The following is a 21,105-nucleotide window of genomic DNA, read 5'->3' as shown; positions in this document are numbered from 1 at the left end:
TTCCTCGACCTGGACCTCGGTCGGCGTGCGTCCCGTGTATGCCTTCACCGACAACTTCAAGCTGGTGGGCGAACTGGGCACGGACCGCGTGACGCAAGCGGGCGGCCAGCCAGCCAAGCGCTTGACCAAGCTGACCATCGCACCGACGATCTCGGCCGGCCCTGGCCTGTGGTCGCGTCCTGAACTGCGCGCTTTCGTCACCTACGGCAAATGGAACGATGCGGCCACCGCCTCGGTCAATGCGTCGAACAACGGCGGCCCGATCTACAACAACAATACCAGCGGCACCTCGTATGGTTTCCAGGTAGAAACGTGGTTCTAAACGGAATCAGCGGTAAAAAATAAAAAAGGGCGGAACCTCGGTTCCGCCCTTTTACTTTACGGCATCACCAACTTACGGCAAGGCCACCGGCAGTTCCGGATACTCCTGCGTCAAGGCATACTTGGTGCCGCCCACGGTCACCGTGTAGTTGGCCGGTCCCGAGATCGGCAAGCGGTAGTTCAGGGTCAGCGCCACGGAGCCGCCCGGCGCCAGCGATTGCCAGGCGGGAATCGCAAAGCGGGCCCGGTTGTAGTTCTTCGTAAAGCCGCCGATATTGTTCGGCCCCGTGTAGCCGGCATTGATCACCGTCAAGCCGAAGCCGGACTGGTCGCTCATGTCCGACGGTGCCGAGACGGGATAGTCGAACTCCACCACGGTGCCGCCCGGCAAGGTCGTGGCCGTGTTGTTCTTCACCGTCATCACGGGATTGATGGGGAAGTTGCTGTCGCCCAGTTTCCAGCCGCCCAGGGTGATGCTGACGTTGGCCGCCGTGCCCGGCATGGCGATTTCAGCGCGCTTGTTGCCATACGCGCCAGCCGTGCGGAAGGCCTGGTACAGCACGTCCGTCAGGGTGGTACCCATGAAATACTCGCCCTTGCCGCCGTTGCGCGTGGCATCCCAGGCATAGTCGCCCGCCATTTCCCAGATCATCACGCCGCCGATATTGTTGTTGACGATGTACTGGGCCTTGGCCGCGATCGATTGCGTGGTTTCCGTGGAAATGAACACTTTCTTGGTCGCATTCCACAGCCACGGCGCCACCATGGTACTGCTGTAATGCGGCACATAGCTGCCTACCAGCGTCTTGTCCGTGACTTTATACGCATCGAGGTAGCTTGGAACGATGCCGTTCTGCAAGTTCAGCGCATGCCAGATGGGGTTGCCACCGCCCGGCGTCGGTTTGCCCTGCGAGTCCAGGTCGTACCACACGTTGTCGATGCCGGTGGCGCCCGTGCCGCAGGTCTTGGTGCCGGCGCAGGTGACAGTCGAGCTGATTAGTGGCGTCGTGCCCCACAGGCCGTTCGTGCCGCCCGTCACATCCTTCCAGCCCCGCGTGTAGAACGGCACGCCGATATTGATGCGTCCCGCCTGCATGGCGCCCCGGTAGTAGCGGTAAGCCCAGTCCGTGTTCAGGTAGCCGATGTTCTGGAACTGATAGGCATTGCCGGCCCGCAGTTCGCCATCGTTACCGTCGTCAAACAGCGCCGCGTTCGGTCCCACATACTGGTTCCATGCACCGTGCAAGTCATAGCTCATCAGGCTGGCGTAATCGAGATATTTCAATCCCGACATGTTTTCTTCGCCACGCAAGACCCAGCCCGAGGCGGAACCGGCGATGGTCAGCAGATAGTATTTATTGTCCTGCACGGCCGCTTCGTCGAGCTTCTGGCGCAGCACTTTCAGCAGCAAGTTGTAGCTCGTCATCAGGCCGGCCAGGCGCGGCTTCGAGACGGCGAAGTCGTTCGGATTGCCCGCTTCATTGTTGGTGGTCGGGTGTTCGTAATCGACATCGACCCCATCGAAGAAGTTGTACTGGCGCACAAACGCCACCATGGAATCGGCCAGGGTGTTGATGCCGGCCGTGTTGATGCTGCCATCCGCGTTCGTCGTGGCCGTGTAGAAGCCGCCGCTGCCGGCCCAGCCGCCCACGGAAATCATCAATTTCACACCCGGATACTTCTTCTTGTATTGCGACAGCAAGTTGAAGTGGCCCTTGTACGGCAAGGATGGGTCCATGGCCGCGGCCGGCACGTTCGGCCACGTGAGGCCCGTATCGGGATTGGCCGCGCCGCTGCCGATGGCGATTTTTGACGTGGCCGGGTCGACGGAAGCGAACGCATAGTTCAGGTGGGTGATCTTGTCCCACGGCAGGTTGTTCACCAGATAGGTGGGGCTGCCATCGACGCCCGTGCGCCAGCTGGCGAAGTAGCCGACGATGCGCCGGTTCAAGCCATTGCTCAGTACTTCGCGGCCATTCGTATCGTACACCTTGCAGTACGGCACATTCGGCACGGCCGAAATCAGGCCGTCCGGGCGGCAAGCCGTGGGGGTGGGCGTTGGCGTTGGCGTTGGCGTTGGAGTCGGAGTCGGAGTCGGGGTCGGGGTCGGGGTCGGGGTCGGGGTCGGGGTCGGGGTCGGGGTCGGTGTTGGCGTCGGGGTCGGGGTCGGGGTCGGTGTTGGCGTCGGGGTCGGCGTTGGCGTTGGCGTTGGCGTCGGGGTCGGCGTTGGGGTCGGCGTCGGTGTTGGGGTAGGCGTATCCGTCACGGCCCATGGGCCCCACTGGTCCGTGGCGCTGGGGACATTGCCCTGCGTCCACCACTTGGCTTTGTAGGTGACGCCCTGGTAGAGCACGCACTGGCCACCCGTGTAGACGGTGGCGGCGTCCCAGACGGCGCACGCTTCGACGGCGGCGAGCAAGGTGTTCGGGGTGGCGGTCGTACCGTCCTGGCCGCCGCCACCGCAAGCGACGAGTACGCCGCTGAGCAGGGCCATCAATAATGCATTCGATTTCATGTTGTATTGGTCTCCGTTATGGTTATACAGCTTGTACGTTGTGAGCTGTTGCAGGCCCCTGAAGGGGCTCTTGTCAACTGTTATCCCTGGCTGGCTGGTCCTGCTTTTGCTGCTACTGCAACTTCACATTCCAGTTGGCTTCCACGCATTTCACGTAGTTCCCGGCCAGCAAGGCGCTGTACGGGGTTTGATAGCTGACCAGCTGGCATTGGTTGTCGCCACCGGCGCTCCAGTTCTTTTCCCAATAAATGTTGTAGGAAGCGGAACTGGCCGGGGTGAAGCGTTGCATGTTGGCGCAAGACAGTTGTTCGCCGGAATAATCCCAGCCCATGTCGGCGGCAAATTGCTTGTAGTAATCGATGCGGTTTTGCGCAGCCTGCTTTTCCGTGCCCTGTCCGCATTCGGCGTTGATGATCATGATGGTGGTGGCAAAATTATTGCCCGCGCCAGCAGTCGTATCGGCCGCGTTCGGCACCCACGTGCCATCGAGCACATGCAGCATCGACGGCTTCGGCGGTTGCGGATAGACAAAGAAAAACGTGGCCGAGGCCAGGTTCAGCCAGGTCGACGCCACCAGGTCCGGGTTTTTCAGCAGCACGGACTGATCGCCGTCATGCATGGCTTGCGAAAAGGGACCGTAGTTGTAGTTGTACGACAACTGCTTGGCGCCGCGGCCAAAATATTTCTTGAAGCTGCCGTCCGCGTTCTTGCCGCAGGTCCACACCTTGTTGAAGACGGGATCGGCGCACTCGACGTTGTAGCCGCAGCCGGCACCCGTCTCGTCGCAGCCCAGCTCGCGCAAATACTTCAAGCCCTGGCGCCATTGCGGCAGCGGACTGCTGGCGTTATGGTCGCCCGTTTCCTGCACAAAATGGGCGAACATGGTGGACAGGCTGTGGCGGCAGATGGCGTCCGCATTGCGTCCGTCACTGTAGTCGTCGCACACGGCGGGGAACTTGGCCACGGCTTGCAGGAATCGCTGGTACGTGTAGCTGGCGTCGCGCGCGGCAAAATAGTAATCCCACTTCGCCGCCGGCAGCAGGCGTTCGACCCGCTTGACGTTGAGCGGATTGCTGGCCAGGCCAGGCTGCACGGCTTCGACGGCCGTATTGCCCAGGGTGCGGATCGACGCCTTGACCTTGCGGAAGAAATCGTTGTTCGTCAGCGCCGCCTCGTTGGCCTCGGCCTGGGCCTTGGTGGGGATGCCTGGCGTGGGCGTCGGGGTCGGGGTCGGCGTCGGGGTCGGGGTCGGCGTGGGAGTCGGGGTGGGCGTGCTGCTATCGAGGCTCCACGGTCCCCACTGGTCGTTGTTCGGCGCCGTGCCTTGCACCCACCATTTTGCCCGATACACCTTGCCGTCGTAGACGGCGCATTGTCCCGCCGTGTAGACGGCGCTGGCGCTCCAGGCCGCGCAACTGTCGCTGGCAGCCGTGGCGGCCAGCAGGGTCGATGGGGGTTCGGTGGTGGAATTGCCGCCGCAAGCGAGCAGCGCGCTGCCCAGCAGGCCAGCCATCAAAGGCGAGGCCAGCCGGCTAATTTGCCGTGTCTTCACAGTGTCTCCTGAACGTTATACGAAAACTATCGAAGTAGCTTTTTATGTTGTACGTAAAGAAAGCACAGCGAAGCGTCGGCTTTCTGCACAGAGAATGCGACGCCCTAAATTGGTAGTCAAGTGGTTTTGTATAACGGTGTTTTTTACAATACCAGTGCTGAGGATTGTTGCTTTGGCAAGCGATGCGGCGGCGAATGGGGGAAGTAAAAAAAGCCCGCTGCGCAATGGCAGCGGGCAATACCGCGCAAGAGGGGTGGCGGCAAGTGGTATTAAGGGTTGCCGCGCGTCCGGGACGAACTTATCGGTTCAGCACGTACTTCGCCAGGGCCGCCGCGTCGGCTGCACTGAGCTGGCTGAACGGCGGCATGGGCACGGGCCCCCATTTGCCGGAACCGCCACTGCGGATGTTGGCCGCCACGGCGGCGACACTGTCCTTGCCCTTGTACCTGGCCGCCACTTCCGCAAAGCCGGGGCCGACCACCTTCTGGTCGAGCGCATGGCAAGCCATGCAGCCGTTCGCCGCCAGCAAGGTTTTCACGTCCTTGCCGCTGGCGGCCGGGACCGCGGCTGCCACGGGTTTGGCGGCTGCAGCAGGTACGATGGCGCCCCGCTCCACGCCATAGGTTTTCACCAGGTAATCGACCATGGCCGGCATGTCCGCGTCGTCAAACTGGGCGCCGAACGGCTTTTTCATTTTCTTGACGGTCGCTTCCCAGTAGGCGCGCGGCGAAGCGGGCGGCTGGCTCGATGCATACTGGGCCGCGTGGCACGTCATGCAGTTGCGCTGCACCAGCTGGTAGCCGGGCAATTCGCTGGGTTTATAGGTCGCCGTTTCCGGCGGCAAATGGATTTCCAGCGCGCAGGCGCCGCCCGCCGCCGACAGTGCCAGCGCGGCAAACAAGATCTTCATATGGTTCTCCTCAGACTGCCTGGATGCGCGTGGTTTCCACCACGTTGCGCATATAACCCATGGGATTCCACAGGGCTTTCATGGGCTGGCTCTGGCCGATGCGGTTGACGGCGCGCACCATCAGCACATGCTTGCCCTTGCGCGGCGCCTTCATGACCATCGTCCACTCGCGGAACGAAAAGCGTCCCAGGTCCTTGCCCAGCTTGGCCTCCTGCCACGTCTGGCCGCCGTCCACCGATACGCTCACCTCGCTGATGCCCTGGCCGCCGTCAAAAGCGATGCCGCGCAGCGCCAGGTCGCGCCCCGCTTTCACCTGCGCGCCATCTTGCACGCTGGTAATGAACGAGCGCACGTTGAGGCGGCTGATCGGCGTCGTCTTGCCCACGGGCGTGCCCGGTTCGATGAAGCCGGAGCCATTGTCGGGGATGCGGTAGCCCGTGCTCATCCAGAAGCCGTCGAACGGCTTGTCGAGCACGGTGATATCGCTCAGGTGCTTGACCCAGTAAGTGCCGTAATAGCCGGGTACGATCAGGCGCAGCGGATAGCCGTTCAGGAAAGGAATGTCTTCGCCATTCATGGCCCAGGCCAGCATGACGTCGCCGGCCATGATGTGCTCGACGGACAAGGCCTTCTGGAAATCGGGGCCATCACCCACGGGCGGCGTTTCCAGACCATTGAAGGCGACTTGCACGGCGCTGGCCGCGATGCCGGCCTTTTCCAGCACGGTTTTCAGGGGGATGCCCGTCCAGCGGGCATTGCCCATGGCGCCATTGCCCAGCTGTCCGCCGTTCGCGCGCGGGGCAAAAAAGCCGCGGCTATTGCCCGAACATTGCGTCACGGCCACCACCTCGACGGGCGCGGCCAGCTGTTTCAGTTCCGCCAGCGACAATTCCAAAGGCGTTTTCACCAGGCCGGCTATGCGCAGCCGGTAGCTGCTGCCATCAATGCTGGTGGGCAAGCCGCTCCAGTGGTAGCGCACGAAAAACGCGTCATTGGGCGTGATCGCGCCTTCATTGAACACGCTGAACGGCGTTTCCAGCTGGGGTGGACGGCTGGTCAGCAGGATCAGCGGACGCTTTTGCGGGAAGGCCACCAGCTCGCGCTCGCCGTTTTCAAACGGCAAGGTCACTGAGGCGGACTGCGCCAAGGCTGGGCCGGCCACGGCGGCGGCACCCAGGGCGGCCGTCGTGCGCAGGAAGCGACGCCGGCCTGTGGGCAACAAGGTCGTGTCAGACATGTTTGAGCTCCACCTTGGCTTCGTTGTCGCCGTTGCGGTCGTCGTTGACCAGTTTCTTGATGTAGTACATGACGCTCAGGATGACTACGCTCAACAGGCCGAACCAGAACGACACACGCTGCTCCGTATCGGACGACACGCTCATGGCGCCGAGGATCACCAGCATGGCGATGATGGTGAAATACGTCAGGTAAGGGAACAGCCACATGCGCACCTTGATGCGTTCCGGGCATTCGCGTTCCAGCCGGCGACGGAGGCGCAATTGAGATATCGCAATGAGCAGGTAGACGAATAGGATCAGGATACCGTAGGAGTTGACGATGAAGGGGAACACCAGGTCGGCTGACACATACGAGACGGCGATGGCGAAATAGGCGAACAAGGTGCTGAACAGGATGGCGCGAATCGGCACGCCGTTCTTGCTCAGCTTGACCAGGCCCGTGGGGGCGTCGCCGCGGCGCGTCAGCGCAAAGATCATGCGCGACGAAGCGTACAGGCTGGAATTGAGGGCCGACAGCACGGCCGTCAGAATGATGGCGTTCATGATGTGGGCTGCGTACGGGATATTCATGACGGTCAGGGCGCTGACGAAGGGCGTGGCGATGGCCGGCGAATCCCAGGGCACGATACAGACGACAACAAACATGGATCCCACATAAAACATCAGCACGCGCGTGATGACGGAATTGGTGGCGCGGGCGATGGCCTTGGCAGGATCCGACGTTTCGGCGGCGGCGATGGTGACGATCTCGGCGCCCGAATAAAAGGCCGTGGCGGCGACCGCGCCACTGAGCACGGGTCCCCAGCCGTGCGGCATGAAGCCGCCGTTGCTGGTCAAAAAGCCCAGGGTCGGGATGCTGTTGGGCAAGCTGCCCGTGATGAACAGGGCGCCGACGAACAGGAAGACGATGATGGCGACGACCTTGATCGAGGCGAACCAGAATTCGAATTCGCCGAACGCTTTCACGGAGAACAGGTTAAGGATGGTCATCGAGACAAGCAGCACCAGGCTGATCGACCACGATGGCACGTCCGGCAGCCAGAAGTTGACCAGCTTGGCGCCGGCGATGGCTTCCAGCGCCACGACGACAACCCAGAAATACCAGTACATCCAGCCGCTCATGAAGCCGAGGAATTTCGACACCTTCGGCTTGTCGTCGAAAGCCAGGCGCGCATATTCGTAGAAGGAGCCGACCACGGGCAGGGACGAGGCCAGTTCGCCCAGCATGCGCATGATCAGGACGACCAGGCCGCCCGTGAGCAGGAAGGATAGGATGGCGGCCGGGCCGGCGGCCTTGGCGATGACGCCGCTGCCGACAAAGAGGCCGGCGCCGATCACGCCGCCGATGGCGATCATGCTCATGTGGCGTTGCTTGAGCGAGTGCTGCAAGCCCGTGTTGTTGTGGTTGTCGCTAATCATGTTTGTCTCCTAGTAATATCTGAAGCTCGGTGCGCCCTGGCCTGCTGCGGCTTGTTCCTGCCGCGCGGCTTTGTTTTATTTGGGCAACACCGTCAAGCAGCATCGATACATCGTGTGAATCAGTCTGGTTGGCCGCATTCCATAAGTCAATCTGGAAATGCAGCGGCCCGGCGCGGCAGCCAAGGGGCAAGCGCGCTGGAGGTTACGTACAAGTGAGGGTTGCTAAAAAATGGGAGCGGCGGCAACACTTGTGGCGTGCGCGCCACTCCCGGGAACGTCTTACACCTTGCCCTTCCATGGCACGAGGGTACGTTCGAGGTAACGCATCATCAAATCAAACAGGAAAGCGAAGAAGCCGATCACGATGATGCCCATGATCACCACATCGCTGGCCAGGAACTCGGAAGCGCTCAGCACCATGTAGCCGAGGCCGCGCGTGGCCGCCACCATTTCGCCCGCCACCAGGGTAGTCCAGCCCACGCCGATGCCGATGCGCATGCCGGTGAGGATTTCCGGAATCGCGGCACGCAAAATCACGTGCACGATGACCTGGAAACGGGTAGCGCCCATCGAGTACGCCGCGTGGATTTGCTCCAGCGACACGGAGCTGACGCCGGCGCGGGCCGCGATCGCCATCGGCGCGAAGATGGCCAGAAAGATCAGGTAGACCTTCGAAAACTCGCCGATGCCGAACCAGATGATGACCAGTGGCAAGTAAGCGAGCGGCGGCAGCGGACGGTAGAACTCGATCAAGGGATCGAAGATGCCGCGCGCCACGCGGTTGACGCCCATCATCACGCCGATGGGAATGGCGAACAAACAAGCCAGGCCAAAGGCGCCGAACACGCGCACCAGACTGGCGACCGTGTGTTCCCACAGGGTGGCGCCGCCGAAACCTGTGGTGGCCGCCATGATGAACTTTTCATACACGGCTTGCGGCGAAGGTAAAAACAGCGGTTTGACCATGCCGCTGGCCGTCACGCCAAACCACAACAGCAGTACGGCGATGACGGTAACGGTAGCGATGCGGCTGGAATTGCCCTGCCCCGGCGCGCCGAACGCTTCGCCTGGCATGGCGCAGCGGGGAGCGAACAGGCGGCCAAAGAAACCGGCGCGCTTGGCGGTGGTGGGAGGAAATCCCACGGCGGATGGGCTATGCATGGGACACCTCCAGCTCTTTATTGACGGCGCGCTCGTCGCCATAAATGATGTTGAGCACCGTTTCGCGCATCTTGATGAAGTCCGGGCTCGATTTCACGGCGCGCGCATCGCGGCATTCGAGGAAACGCTTGTTGAAATCGAGTTCATACGTATGCGTGATGCGGCCAGGACGGGGCGACATGACGATCAGCCGGTTCGCCAGGAACAGCGCCTCGTCGACGCTGTGGGTAATGAAGAAGAACATGGTGCTGGACTTGGCCCAGATATCGAGCAGCAATTCCTGGATGGTTTCGCGGGTCAGCGCGTCGAGCGCCGCCATCGGTTCATCCATCAGCAGCATGGCGGGATTGCTGGTCAGGGCGCGGGCGATGCCCACCCTTTGCTGCATGCCGCCCGACAATTGATAAATCATATTGTCGTGAAAGTCCTTCAAGCCCACCAGCGCCAGGTTCTTGGCCGCCTGTTCGCGCCGCACGGCTTTGGCCACGCCTTGTAGCTTGAGGCCGAATTCCACGTTTTCCATCACGTTCAGCCATGGCAGCAAGGCATGTTTCTGGAATACGACGCCACGGTCAGCGCCCGGCCCTTCCACCTTGTTGCTGCCCAACATGATCTCGCCCTTGGAGGGGGCGATAAAGCCCGCCATCAGGCTCAGCAAGGTTGTCTTGCCGCAGCCCGAGGCGCCGAGCGCGACGACGAAGTCGCCGCTATTGATGGTGAGATTGATATTATTTAAGGCATGTACGCGTTCACCGGCCGTCTTGCCCGGATAAATCACGCTGACATCCTTGACGTAGAGATTTTCCATCATGTGCCCCGCATAGGTGTAGTCACTTCAGTTCAACGCACTCTGTTCAGTCAGCGTGCCCGCAGGCACGCCATCGCACAACGTTTACTTCAGCAGGCCGGCGGCCTGTGCATACCGGGGTGTCACATACTTGGCGTAATCGGTAGCCAGGGTGTCGATCTTGCCTTCGCCCTTCAAAAATTGCGCCGTGGCCAGCAAGGCTTGCGCCACGCCGCCCTTCGCGCCGCCACCGAGCCAGGCCGGCGACGCTTGCTCCTGCAACGATGGATAGGCGTACAGGGCCACGGAAGCGGCCACATCCTTGGCAGCCGCGCCCGAATGCTTGACGTTGGCTTTGACTTGCGGGGAATCGATGGTCCACGCTTTCGGATTGGCACGGTAGTCGGCGTCGGCAGCGGCCATCACCTTGACGAACTTGGCCATGAAGTCGGCGTTCGCTTCGCCCCAGGCGCGCTCGACGGCCATGCCGTCAAACGTGGCTTTGCCCTTCTTGCTCAATTCGCCGGAGGTGACGAGCACCTTGCCGTTTTGCTTGAGCTTGCTCAAGGCCGGATCCCACACGAAGGCCGCGTCGATGTCGCCGCGCTCCCAGGCCGCGGCGATCTGGTTCGGCTGCATGTTGAGCAATTTCACTTCCATGGGCTTGATGCCCCACGTTTCCAGCGCGAACATGGTGTGGAAGTGCGTGGTGGAAACGAAAGGCACGGCGATTTTCTTGCCGCGCAGGTCGGTCGGCTTGGTGATGCCGGCGCCATTGCGGGCCACCATCGCTTCGGCTTCATTGATATCGTCGATGATCCAGAACAGCTGCAGGTCGACGCCGCGGCTGACGGCCGCCGTCAGGGGGCTGGAACCGATGACGCCGATCTGCACGTCGCCGGACGCCATGCCGGTGGCTACCTTGGCGCCCGAATCGAACTTGCGCCAGTTAATTTTATAGCCGGTGGTTTTTTCCACTTCGCCGCTGGCGATCGCCACCAGGAAGGGACCGTTGATTTCCTGGTAGGCAATCGTCACTTCCTTGCTTTGCGCAAAGGCGGTACCGCTGGAGGCCGCCACTACGCCCAGCACCAGGGTGCCGAGAATGGCGCGGCGCATCGTTGAAAAAACCGTTTTGCTCGGGGTTTTGCTCGTAATCGTGTTCATGTCTCACTCCAAGTTTATTGTTATGTGTGAACGTTCGGGCAATATCTGCTCCTTACGGAACAGGCGCCGCTGGTTGCTCTTTGTCAACCATACGGCGGCTTGGTACGGCTACTGCTATTTAAAACACTTCATCCTTCAAGTGATACCAGCGGTACAGGAAGCGCTGGCCCAGGCGGCGGAACGGGGCGAAGGCTTGCGACTCGACCAGTTCCATCATGTTCGGATACGGCAGTTTGGAATTGAAGATCGGCAAGCCCGTGTCGCTGGCCTTGCCCGCGATGCGCTCGGCCATGCGCCGGCCCGCCTGCGCCGAGTACATGACGCCGTTGCCGCCGTAACCGAGCGAATAGAAGATCGATTGCTTCGGATCCGGTTGCACGATGCGCGGCATCATGTCGTGGCTGACGTCGACCCAGCCCCACCACGAATAATCGATGGCGATACCGGTCAACGCGGGGAACTTGCGGTGCAGATCGTTGATCAAAAACTGTTTGTATTTCTCGTCCGGCGCGTCGGCGCCCGTGATGGCGCTGCGGCTGCCGATCTGTACGCGGTTGTCCGGCATCAAGCGGTAGTAGTGGCGCAGGATGCGCGTATCCGTGATCACCTGGTGGGTACGGAAATTGCACGCCGCGATTTCCGCCGGGGTCAACGGACGCGTGACGAGCGAGTTCGACAGAATCGGCAGCAAGCGGTTTTTCACTTGCGGATGCAGGTGCGGCGAGGTGTAACCGCCTGTGGCCACGGCCACGGAACGGGCACGCACCACGCCGCCCGGCGTTTGCAGATAATGCACGCCGTTGCGCGTTTCCCAGCCCATCACGGGGCTCGATGGATGCACCTTGGCACCCAGCGCGCGCGCCTTGCGCAGGTAACCGAACGCCAGCTTGCCCGCGTGGATGCCGATGCCTTCCGGCTCATGCAGCGCGCCGGCCGCTTCCTTGTCATCGACGAATTCGCGCTTGACGGTATCGGCGTCGAGGATGCGCGCGTCATACTTGAAAATCTCGCGCATGATCTTGGCTTCTTTTTCCAGCGCGGGCATGGCTTTCGCCTTGTGGGCGATGTACAGGTGGCCGCCCGGCTGCGGGTCGCAATCGATGTCGGCCGTGATCTTCTTGAACGTTTCCATCGCGTCGCACACTTCCGTGTGCAGTTTCAGGGCCGTGTCCAGCCCATAGCGGTCTATCCACTGCGAGCGCTTCAGGCGGCCCGTCGTGCATTGCGCCTGGCCGCCATTGCGCGTGCTGCAGCCCCAGCTGACACGGTTCGCTTCCAGCACGGTGGCCTTGATGCCGTGTTCCTGGGCCAGGAAGATGGCGCAGGACAGGCCGGTAAAACCCGAGCCGATGATGGCCACATCGACGTCGATGTCATGCGTGATGGGGCCGTCGTCGGCGGGCGGATCGCCGGCCGTGCCGATCCAGTAGGTGGGCGCGTAGGCATTGCCGTGGCCGGGGCGCTGGGCCACCAGGGGATCGAAGGCGGGATCGTAGGGCGTGCGGGCGGCGGTGCTGTTGCCCAGTACGTCAGATGGGGTGTCGACAGGTTTGTTCATGGTCATTCCTGGTGAACGTACTGGCTCAGGCTTTGGCAGCCGTGACGACCGGTGGGCGATCCTTGCGGAAAGCGTTCTTCACGGCGATCTTGCCATCGCGGAAAGTGAAGACGTCGACCATGCGCGCTTCGATGCGCGTGCCGTCCGCCTTGGTGCCGGCAAACGTCGACTCCGTCACGCCGCGCTCGCCGCTGACGAAGTGCTCGGGGTTAAGCCATGCCGCGTCGGGGAAAGTTTGCCAGGCCAGCTCGAAGCCGGCGCGCACGGCGTCGCGGCCGATAAAACTCTTGCCCAGCAAGTCAGGGCCGGCCACGGCGTGAAATTCGCAATCGTCGGCCATGGCGGCCATCAGGGTCTCGATATCGTGGCGGTTCCAGGCATCGCCGAACGCTTGCAGGAAGTCAGTAGTGACAGCGGTGGTGACGGCGTCGGTAGGTACTCGTGTGTTCATTTTTGTCTCCGTGAGTCGAATTTGGTACTATTCGTTCCGTTTTTTAGTATTTTATTGAATTTAAGCTTAATGCCTGGGCTTGTCAAATCAAATAATCCAAATACCGGGACGCTTTGTATTCTTTATTGAAATAACGATGAAGAAGTGACAATGTGTGAGAATTTCGACACAGCGCTGTGTCGGATTACGCCGGGCTTGCGCCCGGCTAATCCGACCTACGCACATGCAGTGGTGTAGGTTGGATTAGCCTGAAAGGCGTAATCCAACAACACCATCACATCAAACGTAGTCTTTATACTTGTCCAGGTGACGCACAGGTTTGCTCAGCGCATCGCGGCGGAACGGGTCGCCCAATTCACGCGTGCACATGATTTCAATGATGGTGGTCTTGCCTTCATTCATCTGCATGTCGATCGCCTTCTTCAAGGCCGGGCCCACGTCTTCCAGCTTGTCGACCGTGATGCCTTCGGCGCCCATGGCGCGCGCAATCTCGGCGAAACTCTGGTTGTCGAGTTCGCCGGCCACGAAACGGCGGTTGTAGAAATCGACCTGGTTTTTCTTTTCCGCGCCCCACTGGCGGTTGTGGAACACCACGGCCGTCACGGGAATGTTGTGGCGCACGCAGGTCATCGTTTCCATCAAGCTCATGCCCCAGGCGCCGTCGCCCGCATACGACACGGCCGGACGGTGCGGTGCCGCCACTTTCGCGCCGATGATGGTCGGAAACGCATAGCCGCAGTTGCCAAAGCTCATCGCCGCAAAGAAGCTGCGCGGCTTTTCAAAGCGCAGGTAACTATTTGCCACCGAGTTGATGTTGCCGATGTCGGTCGACACCATCACGTCTTCCGGCATGGCTTTTTCCAGCTCGCGCAAGACCTGGCGCGGGTGCAGATAGCTGCCCGGCTCTTTCTTTTGTTCTTCGATCATGTCCAGGCTGTACGCATCTTTTTCATGCGTCCAGTTCGTCAGTTCCTCTTCCCACGCCGCTTTTTCCGCTTGCACGGTGGCGTAGCGCTCGTCGCGCGTCGCGTCGCAGTCGAGCGTCTTGCCGTCCAGGCGAGACAGGATGGCCTTGGCGGCCGCCTTGGCGTCGCCGCAGATGCCGACCGAAATCTTTTTCACCAGGCCCAGCATCTTGTTGTCGGCGTCGATCTGGATGATCTTCGCGTTCTTTGGCCAGTAATCCATGCCGTGCTGCGGCAAGGTGCCGAACGGGCCCAGGCGCGAACCGAGCGCGACGACGACGTCGGCCTGGGCGATCAGTTTCATGGCCGCCTTGGAACCCTGGTAGCCCAGCGGACCGCACCACAGCGGATGGCTGGCGGGGAAGGAATCGTTATGCAGGTAGCTGTTGACGACGGGCGCACCCAGGCGCTCGGCCAGGGCCTTGCACTCCTCGATCGCTTCGCCCATGACCACGCCGCCGCCCGAGATGATGACGGGGAACTTGGCTGTCGCCAGCAGTTCGGCCGCATCGTTGAGGCTTTGTTCGCCACCGGCGCCACGGTCCAGGCGGTTCGGTTTCGGGATCTCGGCCTTGATTTCGCCATAGAAATAGTCGCGCGGGATGTTCAGCTGCGTCGGACCCATTTCCGACATGGCGCGGTCGAAGCAGCGGCCCGTGTATTCGGCCATGCGAGCCGGATGGGTGACGTGGCCTTGATACTTGGTGAATTCCTCGAACATCGGCAGCTGGTTCGCTTCCTGGAAGCCCCCCAGGCCCATGCTCATGGTGCCCGTTTCCGGCGTGATGATGACGACCGGGGTGTGCGCCCAGTAGGCGGCGGCGATGGCGGTGACGCAATTGCTGATGCCGGGGCCGTTCTGGCCGATGACGACGCCATGGCGGCCCGAGACGCGGGCATAGCCGTCAGCCATGTGGCCGGCGCCCTGCTCGTGCACGACGGGAATCAAACGGATGCCGGCCGGGGCAAAGATATCCATCGGGTCCATGAAGGCCGAGCCCATGATGCCGAACATGTCGGTCACGCCATTGGCGGCCAGGGTTTCCACGAACGCTTCGGAAGGCGTCATCTTTTGCGGGCCAACGGGGGTGGCGGCGGTGGCCGCTGCGGCGGCGGCTTTTTGCTCGGTCATGTCATTCATGGGTGTCTCCTGGTCTGTTGTAATGAACTGCAGTGTAGTGATCAACTTATTTATCAAAAATCGGTATATTTTGTTCCGAAATTTGATATACAATTCAATTTAAGCGTTCGACAATCAAAAGTCAAACAGAATTTCAAGGAAACGGTACAATTTGAGTTCGAAAATGAAATAACACTCAGACAGACAACCGAGGCCACCATGGACATGATTTCATCCCCAAAACTTGAGCCGGAAAAACTGGAAGGCGACACGCCCACGATGCGTTTGTTTGCCTTGCTGGAAGTGATTGCCGAAAAAGACCAGTTGCTGTCGCTGCAAGCGCTGGTGGAAGAGACGGGTCTGCCAAAACCCACCCTGCACCGCATGCTGCAACAGCTGGAAAGCGTGGGCGTGCTGCAGCGCGAAAGCGATGGCCGCCACTACAGCACGGGCGTGCGCCTGCGCCGCCTGGCGTCGAACCTCTTGATTAACAACACGTTCCATGGCGCCCGCCGCATGGTCTTGCGCCAGCTGGTCGAGGAAGTGGGCGAAAGCTGCAACCTGACGGCCTTCAGCGGCAGCGAAGTGGTGTACCTGGACCGGGTGGAAACGGCGGCGCCGCTGCGCTTTTACCTGCATCCCGGTTCGCGCGTGCCGGCCCACTGCTCGTCCAGCGGCAAGCTGTTCCTGGCGCAAATGACGCCCGTGCAACGGCGCCGCCTGCTGGGCCACATGGAATTGACGCGCTTTACGGACAAGACGGAAACGGACCCCGTCAAGCTCGAGCGCGAACTGGAACTGGTGCGCCGCAACGGCTATGCGCTGGACGACGAGGAATTCCTGCCCGGCCTGCTGTGCGTGGCCGTGCTGGTGCCGAACCCGAACGGCCGCTCGAACCTGGCCGTGGCCATCCAGGCGCCCATCATCCGTTTGACGCACGACAAGGCTTTACATTTCTTGCCTGCATTGCAGCGCGCCGCGCAAGCCCTGGCCGCCATCGAATCGGAAACCATGCCGACGACGGGCGGGGACGACGACGCATTGCAAACCGGTAATTCCGCAACTCACACATAACCGCCGTAGCGCCCATGCTGCGGTTTCACAGGAGAACAAGGTGCCAGATTCACGCCAACATCCCCCCGCCGCAGCGGCGCAAACCTTGCAGTCCGTGCGCAGCCTGTTCGATATCGACAGCGACCTGCTCGTGCCCGTCTTCACGGAACGCGATCCGCACGTGCCCGACATCGATCCCGCCTACCGCTTCAACAAGGATGTGACCCTGGCGATACTGGCCGGTTTCACCCACAACCGCAGGGTGATGGTGCAGGGCTTGCACGGCACGGGCAAGTCCACGCACATCGAGCAAGTGGCGGCGCGCCTGAACTGGCCTTGCGTGCGGGTCAACCTCGACGGCCACATCAGCCGCCTGGACCTGGTCGGCAAGGACGCCATCGTGCTGCGCGAGCAGCAGCAAGTCACCGAATTCCAGGAAGGCATCGTGCCCTGGTCCTTGCAACGGCCCGTGGCCCTGATCTTCGACGAGTACGATGCGGGCCGCCCCGACGTGATGTTCGTCATCCAGCGCATCCTCGAACGCGATGGCAAGTTTACTTTGCTCGACCAGAACCGGGTCATCACGCCGCATCCCCACTTCCGTTTGTTCGCCACCTCGAACACGGTGGGCCTCGGTAACCTGAACGGGATGTACCACGGCACCCAAGTGCTCAATCACGCGCAGATCGACCGCTGGAACATCGTTGCCACCTTGAACTACTTGCCGCAGGAGGAAGAAACGCAGATCGTCCTGGCCCGAGTCCCCGCCATGAACGACGAGGCGGGCCGCCAGTTGGCCAGCAGCATGGTGGCCGTGGCCAGCCTCACGCGCCACGGCTATGCGGCGGGCGACCTGGCCTGTCTGATGTCGCCGCGCACGGTGATTACCTGGGCGGAAAACTGCCAGATCTTCCGCGACCCGGCCCTGGCCTTCCGCCTGTCCTTCCTCAACAAATGCGACGAGGCCGAGCGGCCCATGGTGGCAGAGTATTACCAGCGCTGTTTCAATGAGGAATTGCTGGCGAGCCAGGCATGAACGCCGAAGCCATCATTCCTGCCGCCTACACGCGCGAGCAGCAGGAAACGGATGAGTTGTGCGCGGGCGCCATCCGCGCCCTCAGCGGTTCTCCCTCGATACGCTACCGGGGCCGCCGCCTGCACGACGGTCACCGCCCCCTGCCCATCCATGCGGCCCATCTGCAGCCCGATGCGGCGCTGCAGGATTTGCCCTCCTTGCGCGGCGCGGCCGACAGCGTGGCCCTGCGGCTGCTGCACACGGATGCCGCCCTGCACAAGTCCCTGTGTCCGCTTGCCCCCGTGGCACGCCTCGTCTTCGAATTGCTGGAGCAGTTACGAGTGGAAACGCTTGCGCCCGATCAACATGCCGGCGTGATCCACAACCTGCGCCACCGGTTTACGGCCTGGTCGCACGCATTTTACGATTCCGGCCTGGCGGAAGGCGCATCGGGCTTGCTCTTGTATACAGTGTTCCAGATGTGCTGGTCGCGCCTGACGGCCAGGCCCGTGCTGGAAAAGACGGAAGATTTTATCGAGGCCACGCGCTGGTCCGTGTCCTCAGCACTGAGCGGCGACCTGGCTGGCTTGCGCCGCCACCGTGCCGACCAGGCGGCCTTTGCGCGGCACGCGCTGGCCATCGCCCACGCCGTCGATGCCATGCTGAAAGACGCGCAAACGGCGCAGGATGGTCAGCAGGACGATGCCGGCGACGCCAAGGCGCAGGCGGCCTTCAAGCTGCTGCTCGATTTCGACAGCGATAATGACCATGTTCCCGATGCGGCTCCCTTGGGCGAAAGCCGCGCCTTCAGCGATGGCGATGGCACCTACCGCGCCTACTCCACGGCATACGACCGCGAAGACAAGGCGGGCGAGCTCGTGCGCCGCGCCCTCCTGCTCGACTACCGCGAACGCATGGATGCGCGCATCGCCAACCTGGGCATCAACACGGCCCGCCTGGCGCGGCGCTTTACGCAATTGCTGGCCGTGCCCCAGCGCGATGGCTGGTCGTTTGGCGAGGAAGAGGGATACATCGATGGCCGGCGTCTGGCGCAGCTGATCAGTTCACCGTCCGAGCGCAGGCTGTTTCGCAAGGAACAATTCCTGCCGCAATCCGATTGCCTGGTGTCCTTTCTCGTCGATTGCTCCGGTTCCATGAAGACGCACGCGGAATCCGTGGCCGTGCTGCTCGACATTCTGCTGCGCGCGCTGGACCAGGCCGGCGTTGCCACCGAGTTGCTGGGCTTTACGACGGGCGCGTGGAACGGAGGACGAGTCAAGCGCGACTGGATGCGCGCCCGCTCGCCCGCCAATCCTGGCCGCTTGAATGAACTCGTGCACATGGTGTTCAAGGATGGCAACACGAGCTGGCGCCGCGCGCGGCCCGACATCGCCGCCCTGCTGAAGGCGGATTTGTACCGCGAAGGCGTCGATGGCGAAGCCGTGGATTGGGCGTGCAGCCGCATGCTGGCGCGTCCGGAACGGCGGCGCATCCTGCTCGTCGTCTCCGACGGTTGCCCGATGGATACGGCCACGAATCTGGCCAACGACGAGTTTTACCTGGCGCAACATCTGAAACAGGTGGTGGCGCGCCGCGAAGCGCAGGGCGCCATCGAGATTTGCGGCCTGGGACTGGGCCTGGACCTGGGCGCCTACTACAGCCGCAGCCTGGCCACCACCCTGCCCGCCTCGCTGAACAATGAGCTGTTCAGCGAGATCGCGCAGTTGCTCGGTGGACGCAAGCGCTAGCGGTTCAACTCACCTCGTAGCGCACCGCATGCGCTTCCATCGGCAGCGGGATTTCCCAGTTCCACAGCATCGCTTGCAGCTTCTTGTTGCTCAGCGATGTGTCGCGCTGGCCGTTGCGCCGCAGTAACTCCTTGCGCGGCTGCTCCAGGTACACAAGCTCCACCTGCGCATGGTATTTGTACAGCAGGTTGAGCGTCTTTTCGCGCATCAGCTTGGACAGATGCGTGGCGTTCCACACGAACGGTTCGCCACGGCGCAACAATTCGCGCGCCCGCTCTTCCGCATAGTCGCCCACCTGCCCTTCGTTCTTTCCGTGCTTCAAGCCCAAGGCCGTCCGCGCATCGTCAAACGACACGACGGGCAGGCGCGGATGGTGCTTGTCCACCCACGTATTCTTGCCCGACGCGGGCAAGCCCGACATGACGATCACGTGTGAACCCGCTTCCTGGAACAGGGGATAGTCGGGATGCGCCTCGGCGCCGCGAAAATATTTGACGCGCGTATGGTCGTCGACAAAGGCGCGCCGCTGTCCATAACAGCCTTCTTCGCGCGCCAGTTCGCGGAACAGCTCGATGGCGTCGAGTATGCGCTGCGGATCGGGACAGATGCGCCCGCGAATATCGGCCTCGGCCAGCATGGCCAGCAGCCGGATATCCACCTGCCACGACAGTTCGCGCACGGTAAATTCCGGCGTGACGCCGCGCCGCGACGTTTCCAGCGCAAAGAACGGCACCTGGTGCACATTGATCAGGCGGCAGATTTCCTCGCGCGCGGCAAACGGCACGTCACAATCCCACAGGGCGATGCGCGCATCGAGGGCGCCCTTGCGCGAGTGGCCCGGCTGGCCGATGGCGCCCGTCACCGGATCGATCACCGTGGTGCTGCACTTGGCCACGTCGTGCAGCAAGGCGGCGAGAAACACGATTTCCTGTTCCGCCCGCGTGGCTTGCTGATATTCAAGCATGCCCAGCAGGGATTCGACCACCATCATCGTATGCGTCCACACATCGCCTTCCGCGTGATACACGGGGTTTTGCGGCGTCGTCTTCGCCAGTTCCAACTGTGGGAAGGCGGCCAGGCAGGCGTTGAAATCGGGCGACTGGCCCGCTGGCGGCACCAGTTGCTGCAGGGTTTTCCAATTCATCATTTTGTACTCCTTGAGAAAGCTGCCAGTTCGTCGAGCGAACGGCAGGTATGCAAGCCCAGGCTTTCCCACGTGACGAGCGGCTGCGGCGCGTACAGGTCGACGCCCTCGGCCAGCTGGTTCGGGATCAAGGGCCGTGTGCTGTGGTGCGAGCCGCTGTCGAGGATGGTTTGCGTAAAGTCATGGCGCACCAGCTTGTAGCGGGCCAGCACTTGCTCGTCGTCTTCCACTTTCAGGTACAGGCCTTCCGCGTGGTCGGACTTGTCCGTCTGCTTCCAGCACAGGTCCAGCGGCAGGCGTTCGCGCGCCACCGCGTGTTCAAACGCGTCGCGCCACAGCCGGGACTTGGCCAGCGAATGGCGCAGCAGCTGCCACAGCTGCTTCGGCGTGGCCGGCATCAATCCGGCATACAGCACGGGAACGGACAGCACGGGCGAGCCGGCCAGCATGGCGTGGCGGCGCGCCGTCGACAAGAACATCTGGCTGCGGCGGCAGTACACGTCGAACTCATTGAAGTAATGGGGTAGCCGGTCGTAAAACACGGAATGCTTGCTGTACGACCATTCGCCAAACAGCACATACTGGTCTTCCAGCAAGCCCAGCAAGGCGTGCTCATGCGCATGCGCCCACGGTTTCAACAGGTTGAACTGGCGTTCGCTGCCGCCGCCCGCCAGGTAATGGCCGCGCGACTGCAGCAGCACTTCGCCCGCGTCGCTGAACGACACGGCGGAGTTGGCGCCATCGATTTTTTCCTCGATGACGACGTACTGGCCGGCCAGCTTTTTCAGGGGCATCTGGTCGGAGCCGTCGTCGCCGTCCTGCAGGCGCGAGCCTTCCAGGTGCGGCGTGCGCGGATATTTGAATAAGGGCAAAGATTGTAAAAACATAGCGTCCCACGCCGCGTTCACCGGGGCGTGTCCATACAGGGTCAGGGGTGCTGACGACGTGTTCGGGCGTGGACGATCAAGAGCAGAGTCTTGG

17 protein-coding genes are annotated in these 21,105 nt (G+C 61.9%); 4 read left to right on the top strand and 13 right to left on the bottom strand.

From position 1 onward, the window contains the following. Positions 1 to 322 (top strand): carbohydrate porin (locus tag KO539_RS18820; RefSeq protein WP_219310890.1); only part of this gene is annotated, 322 nt, incomplete at its 5' end. A gap of 72 nt (positions 323 to 394) precedes the next feature. Here the strand turns inward: KO539_RS18820 and KO539_RS18815 are convergent. The 11 genes from KO539_RS18815 to xsc all read right to left on the bottom strand — a co-directional run bounded on the left by KO539_RS18815 (position 395) and on the right by xsc (position 15,176). Further along, entirely contained in the window at positions 395 to 2,836 is a 2,442-nt protein-coding gene (locus KO539_RS18815; RefSeq protein WP_219310889.1) for a chitinase C-terminal domain-containing protein, read from the bottom strand. 112 nt (positions 2,837 to 2,948) lie between these two features. Continuing rightward, positions 2,949 to 4,388 (bottom strand): glycoside hydrolase family 19 protein, encoded by a 1,440-nt coding sequence (locus tag KO539_RS18810; protein ID WP_374106452.1) that lies wholly within the window; start codon positions 4,386 to 4,388, stop codon positions 2,949 to 2,951. Positions 4,389 to 4,686: 298 nt separating this feature from the next. Then, a complete protein-coding gene (locus KO539_RS18805) occupies positions 4,687 to 5,298 on the bottom strand; it encodes a c-type cytochrome (RefSeq protein ID WP_219310888.1) in 612 nt (203 codons plus the stop codon). Positions 5,299 to 5,308: 10 nt separating this feature from the next. Beyond that, the gene (locus KO539_RS18800; protein WP_219310887.1) at positions 5,309 to 6,535 is read right to left on the bottom strand and encodes a molybdopterin-dependent oxidoreductase; all 1,227 of its coding nucleotides are present in this window, start codon (positions 6,533 to 6,535) and stop codon (positions 5,309 to 5,311) included. Then, positions 6,528 to 7,955: an amino acid permease gene (locus KO539_RS18795; protein ID WP_051959515.1), complete on the bottom strand. Its 1,428-nt coding sequence runs from the start codon at positions 7,953 to 7,955 to the stop codon at positions 6,528 to 6,530. Before KO539_RS18795 ends, KO539_RS18800 begins: the two co-directional genes overlap by 8 nt. A 279-nt stretch (positions 7,956 to 8,234) precedes the next feature. Then, a complete protein-coding gene (locus tag KO539_RS18790) occupies positions 8,235 to 9,029 on the bottom strand; it encodes an ABC transporter permease subunit (protein WP_051959683.1) in 795 nt (264 codons plus the stop codon). A gap of 79 nt (positions 9,030 to 9,108) precedes the next feature. Further along, positions 9,109 to 9,924: a taurine ABC transporter ATP-binding protein gene (locus KO539_RS18785; RefSeq protein WP_035828937.1), complete on the bottom strand. Its 816-nt coding sequence runs from the start codon at positions 9,922 to 9,924 to the stop codon at positions 9,109 to 9,111. An 84-nt stretch (positions 9,925 to 10,008) separates the two neighbouring features. Beyond that, the gene (tauA, locus tag KO539_RS18780) at positions 10,009 to 11,070 is read right to left on the bottom strand and encodes a taurine ABC transporter substrate-binding protein (RefSeq protein ID WP_374106450.1); all 1,062 of its coding nucleotides are present in this window, start codon (positions 11,068 to 11,070) and stop codon (positions 10,009 to 10,011) included. 118 nt (positions 11,071 to 11,188) lie between these two features. Continuing rightward, positions 11,189 to 12,628, bottom strand: a complete 1,440-nt coding sequence (locus KO539_RS18775; protein ID WP_219310885.1) for an FAD-binding oxidoreductase — start codon at positions 12,626 to 12,628, stop codon at positions 11,189 to 11,191. A 25-nt stretch (positions 12,629 to 12,653) separates the two neighbouring features. Next, entirely contained in the window at positions 12,654 to 13,079 is a 426-nt protein-coding gene (locus KO539_RS18770; protein ID WP_219310884.1) for a nuclear transport factor 2 family protein, read from the bottom strand. Positions 13,080 to 13,358: 279 nt separating this feature from the next. Continuing rightward, positions 13,359 to 15,176 (bottom strand): sulfoacetaldehyde acetyltransferase, encoded by a 1,818-nt coding sequence (gene xsc / locus KO539_RS18765; protein WP_219310911.1) that lies wholly within the window; start codon positions 15,174 to 15,176, stop codon positions 13,359 to 13,361. A gap of 213 nt (positions 15,177 to 15,389) precedes the next feature. On the opposite strand from xsc, the gene KO539_RS18760 reads away from it, so the two are divergent. The 3 genes from KO539_RS18760 to KO539_RS18750 are packed head-to-tail and all read left to right on the top strand — an operon-like array spanning position 15,390 to position 18,980. Then, positions 15,390 to 16,238: an IclR family transcriptional regulator gene (locus tag KO539_RS18760; protein ID WP_374106449.1), complete on the top strand. Its 849-nt coding sequence runs from the start codon at positions 15,390 to 15,392 to the stop codon at positions 16,236 to 16,238. Positions 16,239 to 16,278: 40 nt separating this feature from the next. Then, positions 16,279 to 17,253: an AAA family ATPase gene (locus KO539_RS18755; RefSeq protein ID WP_374106448.1), complete on the top strand. Its 975-nt coding sequence runs from the start codon at positions 16,279 to 16,281 to the stop codon at positions 17,251 to 17,253. Further along, positions 17,250 to 18,980 carry a cobalt chelatase gene (locus KO539_RS18750; protein WP_219310883.1) on the top strand — a complete coding sequence of 577 codons (1,731 nt, stop codon included), beginning with the start codon at positions 17,250 to 17,252 and terminating at the stop codon, positions 18,978 to 18,980. Before KO539_RS18755 ends, KO539_RS18750 begins: the two co-directional genes overlap by 4 nt. Before the next feature lie 4 nt (positions 18,981 to 18,984). Here the strand turns inward: KO539_RS18750 and KO539_RS18745 are convergent, their stop codons facing one another. Both KO539_RS18745 and KO539_RS18740 read right to left on the bottom strand, forming a co-directional pair. After that, on the bottom strand, positions 18,985 to 20,127 hold the full coding sequence (locus tag KO539_RS18745; RefSeq protein ID WP_374106447.1) for an AAA family ATPase: 1,143 nt from the start codon (positions 20,125 to 20,127) through the stop codon (positions 18,985 to 18,987). Further along, complete coding sequence (locus KO539_RS18740; RefSeq protein ID WP_219310882.1) at positions 20,124 to 21,011, bottom strand: RNA ligase family protein; 888 nt, start codon at positions 21,009 to 21,011, stop codon at positions 20,124 to 20,126. The genes KO539_RS18745 and KO539_RS18740 overlap by 4 nt, the downstream gene beginning before the upstream one ends. Between the last annotated feature and the right edge of the window lie 94 nt (positions 21,012 to 21,105).

The organism is Janthinobacterium sp. NKUCC06_STL, from assembly GCF_019345455.1.
Classification (GTDB): Bacteria; Pseudomonadota; Gammaproteobacteria; order Burkholderiales; family Burkholderiaceae_D; genus Janthinobacterium; species Janthinobacterium rivuli.
The sequence above is the reverse complement of the archived record's forward strand: the minus strand, read 5'-3'. Positions and strand labels throughout refer to the sequence as shown.